Raw genomic sequence first — 5354 nt, forward strand, 5'->3', positions numbered from 1 at the left:
GGTCGACAGCGCCAGTTCCACGGCCCTGCTGGAGTGCTTCTTGAATAGATCAAAGTTGTCGCTGAAGCGTTTATAATCATTCTGCATCCCGGGAGAAAAATTGACAGCAGGGCCACTGACCCGGTCCCAGGTTTGATCAAGATTCTCCCTGCTTGCAGCTTCCTGCTCCCTGAGTGCCGAGATATCATTGAGTCCGAGTGCCGTCTCCTGCGCAAAAAGTGCCTGATAGGCATCTCTGTCGGCATTCAGTATGGTGGCGTAATCTGTCTGTATCTGATTAAGATGGGAAATATCCGTCTTGATTACGTTAAAAGACAAAAGTCCTATAGTCAGAATGATAAGGATGCCCAGAATGGGAATGCCTGTAATGAATGCAAATTTGTTTCTTAACTTCATTTTGATTTAACTCCTTGCTACCGTTTTGAAAAAATAACAAATATTTCAAGAATGCTATTATAATCATAATCGATTTTCGGGGGGACGGGGGGGTATTATTAGAAATTCTCGCTTTTTTTAACATTTTTAATTTATCAGATTATTTTCAACTTTTCCATGTGCTGAATCAGCTTGATCACTTCCTGCAGCGGGGTAATCACTGCCCGGGCGAGCATCTCTCCCAGAAGAGTATGTTTGCCGCAGAAGTGTATTTCCGGACCGGTGCCGGAAAATACCAGATGGGAGTCTGTACCCGTCCCGGAGGCCGGTTCCCCGGATATCCGGCTTTTCACTCCGCAGTTTGTCACCGCCCAGCTACGGGCATCTGTCACCATCATAAGAGCCTCACAGAGAGCCGCCTCAGAAAGGCGGGCATTTGTACCGGCAATGATATTGATTGTTCCCAGTCCGGCTCTGTGAGCCTCCAGATCTCTGTAGTCGGCTCTATCCCCGGGGGCTCTGGCATTGGTGAGCCCTGCGGTGAGACAGCAGAACACGCCTAGATCCCCTTCGGTTTCACTATAAAAGCGGAAGCTTTTCATGGAGGCCGAGGTCATCAGACCGGCAAAGTCTGGAGACAACCCCAGTTTCCGGGCTTTATTCTCAAGGGTCGTATGAGGAGATTCGTAACCCTTGTAGTCATCGGCAATGTTATGAGTCACCTTCATGTTAAGCACATGGGAAATGGTCTGCCTTCCTCCATGGTAGAGGGCAGACGACAAGGCTTCCACGGGGTTGGAAAAATCAATGCGGGCATGATCTTCTTTGCAATGGTAGGATATTTCCAATTCCGGGAAGGGTATAATTCCATATTCCATTATTTTTTCACCGGTCCTAGCAGGGCATTGTCACCCTTTATACTGTGATAATATTCCAGGTTGCATTTATATACTTTGCTGATATTCTCCGGGGTGACAACTTGTTGGGCCGGCCCCGAATCTTCACATAAACCATTGTTTAAAAGGATGACCCTGTCGGCATACATCAGAGCCTGATTGATATCATGAAGGATGGCAATCACAGTCTTGCCCTGTCCGGCTTGTTCCTGAAGCAGTTTGAGAAGATCCTCCTGATGATGCAGGTCCAGGTGGTTTGCCGGTTCATCCAACAGGAGAATTTCCGGGTCCTGAGCCAGAACCCGGGCTAAAAGAACCCTCTGGTACTCTCCGCCGCTCAGGCTGTTCACCTCCCGGTCTGCCAGAGACATGAGGTCGAGTCTTTCCATCAATAATGATAGAGCCTTATGATCCACAGGATCATGCCATATGGATTGACTCTTCCGGTAAAATCCCATGGCAATCATCTCCCGGACAGTATAGGCAAAAGCAGTTTCGTTTCTCTGGGGTACAAGACCAACCAGTGCGGCCCGTTCTGAACCCTTTAGAAGAGACAAATTCTGACCGCATACGGTTATCCTTCCCTTCTCGGGTTTCAGTCTCCCCCGGAGAAGGGAGAAGAATGTCGTTTTTCCCGATCCGTTTGGCCCCAGAATGACCGTGAATTCTCCCTGGAGAATCTCTAGTTCCGGAAGGTCCAGGCGGAAATTCTGGCCATAGGAAAAAGTCACATTATCAACCTTAACCGATGTGTTCACAGATTCTGTCCTTTTCCATTATTCTTGTGGAGGAGGTAGAGGAAAAAAGGTCCACCCATCAGTGCTGTCAGGACACCTACTGGTATTTCCGCCGGAGCAATCAGGGTTCTGGCCAGTAGATCCGAAAGGATCATCAGCAGTGCTCCTCCCATCAGGGATAGTCCGGTGAGGCGCATATGATCAGGCCCGGAAATAAGGCGCATCAGGTGAGGAATCAGCAGACCGGCAAATCCGATGATACCGCAGGTAGAAACAATGGCGGCTGTCATCAGGCAACTGACCAACAGCAGAATGAAGGAAACCTTTTCCGGATTGATTCCCAAGGAGTGAGCCTCTTCATGTCCGAGGCTGAGAAGATTCAATTCCCTGTGACGGCTGAGGACAAAAAGGACGGAGGGAATCAGGATTAAAAAGAGAATCAGACTCTTCTTCGGGGTGGCTGCCGAAAAACTTCCCAGAGTCCAGAAAATGATTCGTTCGATTTTCTCCCTGTTGATCATCATCAGAATGGAAACACCCGCCTGAGCTATGGCACTGAAGGCAATCCCGCCTAAAAGGAGGGAACTCATGTTATTCCGGTTCCGGGCGCCCAGCATCAGAATGAGGAATACCGAAAGAAGACTTCCGGCAAAGGCCGATGCGGTCAGTCCGATAGTAGACAGAATGAGAATGGGAACATTCAGCATCATAAATAAAGCGGCTCCCAGGGAAGCCCCGGAGGCAACACCCAGAAGGTAGGGTTCGGCCATGGGGTTCCTGAAGATGGCTTGAAACACGAGACCCGAAAGAGAGAGTCCGGCTCCGGCCAGAGCCGCCAACACCACCCGGGGCAGTCTGATCTGCATCAGGATGATCTGTTGAGAATCACTGAGACCGCTCTGTCCCCGGCTGAAAATGTAGCTGAGTATGCTTTTCATCGGCAGGGATACGGCACCGACCGAGGAAGCCAGGGGAATTGCCAGCAGAAGGAGGCAAAAGATAAGCAATCCAGGAAGGCGGGATGCCCTTGTATCAGGGCTGATCAAGGCCGGAGACCATGATACTTGCCAACTCTTCCAGGGCCTCAATTTGCCGGGGTCCCTGGCGGACAAGTATGTTTTCATCAATTTCGAAGACTCTGTTGTTGCGTGAGGCTTCCAGATCCTTGTATATGGGAAGAGAGAGGAACTCTTTTTTCATACCCCTGTTCAGGATGATGACTTCAGGCTGTTTCTCCACCAGCCACTCTTTTGAATAGGACCAGCCTTCCTGCTCAAAGGCGATATTTTCTCCACCGGCGAGGGTCATCAATTCGCCGATAAATGTGCTCCCTCCGGCAGTCCAGTCTCCCCCGGCACCGAATCCAAGGGCATAATAGCAGCGGGAAGGGGATTCATTCTGCTCCACTGATTCAATCACTGCTTTAAGACGTTTGCGGATATCTGCAAGAATCTCATTTCCCTTTAATTCAGCATCCAGGAGGATGGCACAGCCTGATATTACATCTTCCATGCCTTGAAAACTCTCTTCCCCATACACCAGCACCGTCGGAATCCCGTAGGATTCCAGTTTTTCCAGAACTTCAGGCGAGACATGAGTCGAGGCTATGACCAGATCGGGATTCAGGTTCACAATGGTTTCCATATTTGGTTCCATCAGGCTTCCGATGCTGGTTATCTCCTTGACTTCGGGAGGGTAGTCGCAGAAATCGGTCCGGCCGATCAGGAGATTTCCCCTCTCCAGGGCAAAAATAGTTTCTGTGATATTGGGTCCCAGTGAAATGACGGTCCCTGGATGCTCCTGATAGAGACGGCTGATACCGCGGGAATCGGTGAAACTGAAAGATCTATTATCAGCTTCTTCCTGGTCAGGTTGAGTCTGAGGGCTGGATATATTATCCTTCTGGCCGGCAGCGGACAAAGGCAGAGCCATTGTTATCAGTGTTAATAGAATGAAAATAATCTTCCTATCCATATGTAATCTCCTCGTTACATCATCACCGGTAACGGGACCGGGAGGATTGGATTGAGTTCATCCGATTCAGGTTTTCTGACTTACAGATCATAAAATTCTGCCGGGCCTTCCCAGTTTCCCAGTGGCCTATTACCTTTTCTAAAGCAATGGATGACAGAATCCTCCCTGTTTACAGCGGCGGGACCGTGGAGGAATTGCACCTCTCTTCCCTCAATACAGGATGTTGGACGCCATTATATACCGAAATGATTTCTTATGCCATTCCATGGACTCGGGGTAACACTATTATCATTGACATCTGGGGGCAGAATTGTAAAATAAAAGGAATACGACTCACGGGAGAATGCTTTTTTGAGAATTTCAAAGAATATCATATCCATATATCTGATCTTCATGATAATCCTGTTTTTTCTGATCGCTGTGATTACAGATGGTTTTATGGAATCCTGGCGTGGTTTTTTGGAGCTGCAGCTCCATCCCGGCAGGTTGATCAACGATTTTTTTGCTCTGGTTGGAATAGGAGGGACACTCCTTAATGCTTCTCTTGTCGGTTTGATTGGGGTTGTTCTTATTTATACCACAGGAATTTCCTTCTCCGGCCCTACATTTGCCGCCATTTTTACGATGATGGGATTTGGATTGTTCGGTAAAACACCTCTGAATATCCTTCCGATTATTCTTGGAGTGACCCTGTCGGCCCATCTGGTGGGAAAAAAACTACGGGATTATATGATCATTGCCCTTTTTGGAACAGCCCTGGGACCACTGGTGAGTGTACTTTTTCTGGAAACAGGTCTGATGCTCTGGCAGGGGTTGATTCTGGGGGTTCTGGGGGGCATTGCTGCGGGTTTTATTCTCCCCTCCCTGGCTGTTGCCATGCTGCATATGCACCAGGGGTACAGCCTTTATAACATGGGCCTCACCTGTGGTTTTCTGGGGATTTTTGCAGCGTCTCTACTCAAAGCCGCGGGACTTCCTTTTGAGAACGCCCTGGCCTGGTATTCAGAAGAGATACTTCTTCTCAAGCTTCTGGTGCCATTTTTGTCTCTGGTTTTGATCTTTACGGGTTTTGTGAAAGAGAAAGTCAGGGTCTTCTCCTCATTTTGGGCCATCCAGAAGCAGTCTGGCCGGCTTCCCTCTGATTTTGCCGACATGGAGAGCAGCGGCGGGGCTTTTTTGAATGCCGGACTGATCGGTTTGGCAGGGTCGGCTCTCGTATTCATTGTCGGAGCTGATTTTAACGGCCCGGTCATCGGTGGGCTGATGACTATCATGGGATTTGGAGCCTTCGGTACTCATTTCAGAAACTCCTGGTCTGTTGTGGCGGGTGTTGCCTTCAGCTGCCTTGTTTTTTCAAAACCCCTTTCAGATC

6 protein-coding genes and 1 riboswitch are annotated in these 5354 nt (G+C 49.0%); of the genes, 1 reads left to right on the plus strand and 5 read right to left on the minus strand.

All coding sequences use genetic code 11. The features are described from left to right. The 5 genes from PF479_RS10045 to PF479_RS10065 form a co-directional block, all read right to left on the minus strand. The coding region (locus tag PF479_RS10045) for a hypothetical protein (RefSeq protein ID WP_298005760.1) at positions 1–396 on the minus strand (396 nt) is incomplete at its 3' end. A gap of 134 nt (positions 397–530) precedes the next feature. After that, a complete protein-coding gene (locus tag PF479_RS10050) occupies positions 531–1253 on the minus strand; it encodes an adenosylcobinamide amidohydrolase (RefSeq protein ID WP_298005763.1) in 723 nt (240 codons plus the stop codon). After that, on the minus strand, positions 1253–2029 hold the full coding sequence (locus PF479_RS10055; protein WP_298005766.1) for an ABC transporter ATP-binding protein: 777 nt from the start codon (positions 2027–2029) through the stop codon (positions 1253–1255). Before PF479_RS10055 ends, PF479_RS10050 begins: the two co-directional genes overlap by 1 nt. Continuing rightward, on the minus strand, positions 2026–3054 hold the full coding sequence (locus PF479_RS10060; protein ID WP_298005769.1) for an iron ABC transporter permease: 1029 nt from the start codon (positions 3052–3054) through the stop codon (positions 2026–2028). Before PF479_RS10060 ends, PF479_RS10055 begins: the two co-directional genes overlap by 4 nt. After that, the gene (locus PF479_RS10065) at positions 3041–3982 is read right to left on the minus strand and encodes an ABC transporter substrate-binding protein (RefSeq protein WP_298005773.1); all 942 of its coding nucleotides are present in this window, start codon (positions 3980–3982) and stop codon (positions 3041–3043) included. The genes PF479_RS10060 and PF479_RS10065 overlap by 14 nt, the downstream gene beginning before the upstream one ends. A gap of 45 nt (positions 3983–4027) precedes the next feature. Next, a riboswitch (cobalamin riboswitch) is annotated at positions 4028–4242 on the minus strand. Between the two features lie 91 nt (positions 4243–4333). Here PF479_RS10065 and PF479_RS10070 point away from each other — a divergent pair. Continuing rightward, positions 4334–5354: DUF1576 domain-containing protein (locus PF479_RS10070; protein WP_298005776.1), on the plus strand; the 1021-nt coding region annotated here is incomplete at its 3' end.

The sequence above is a fragment of the Oceanispirochaeta sp. genome (assembly GCF_027859075.1).
Taxonomy (GTDB): Bacteria; Spirochaetota; Spirochaetia; order DSM-2461; family DSM-2461; genus Oceanispirochaeta.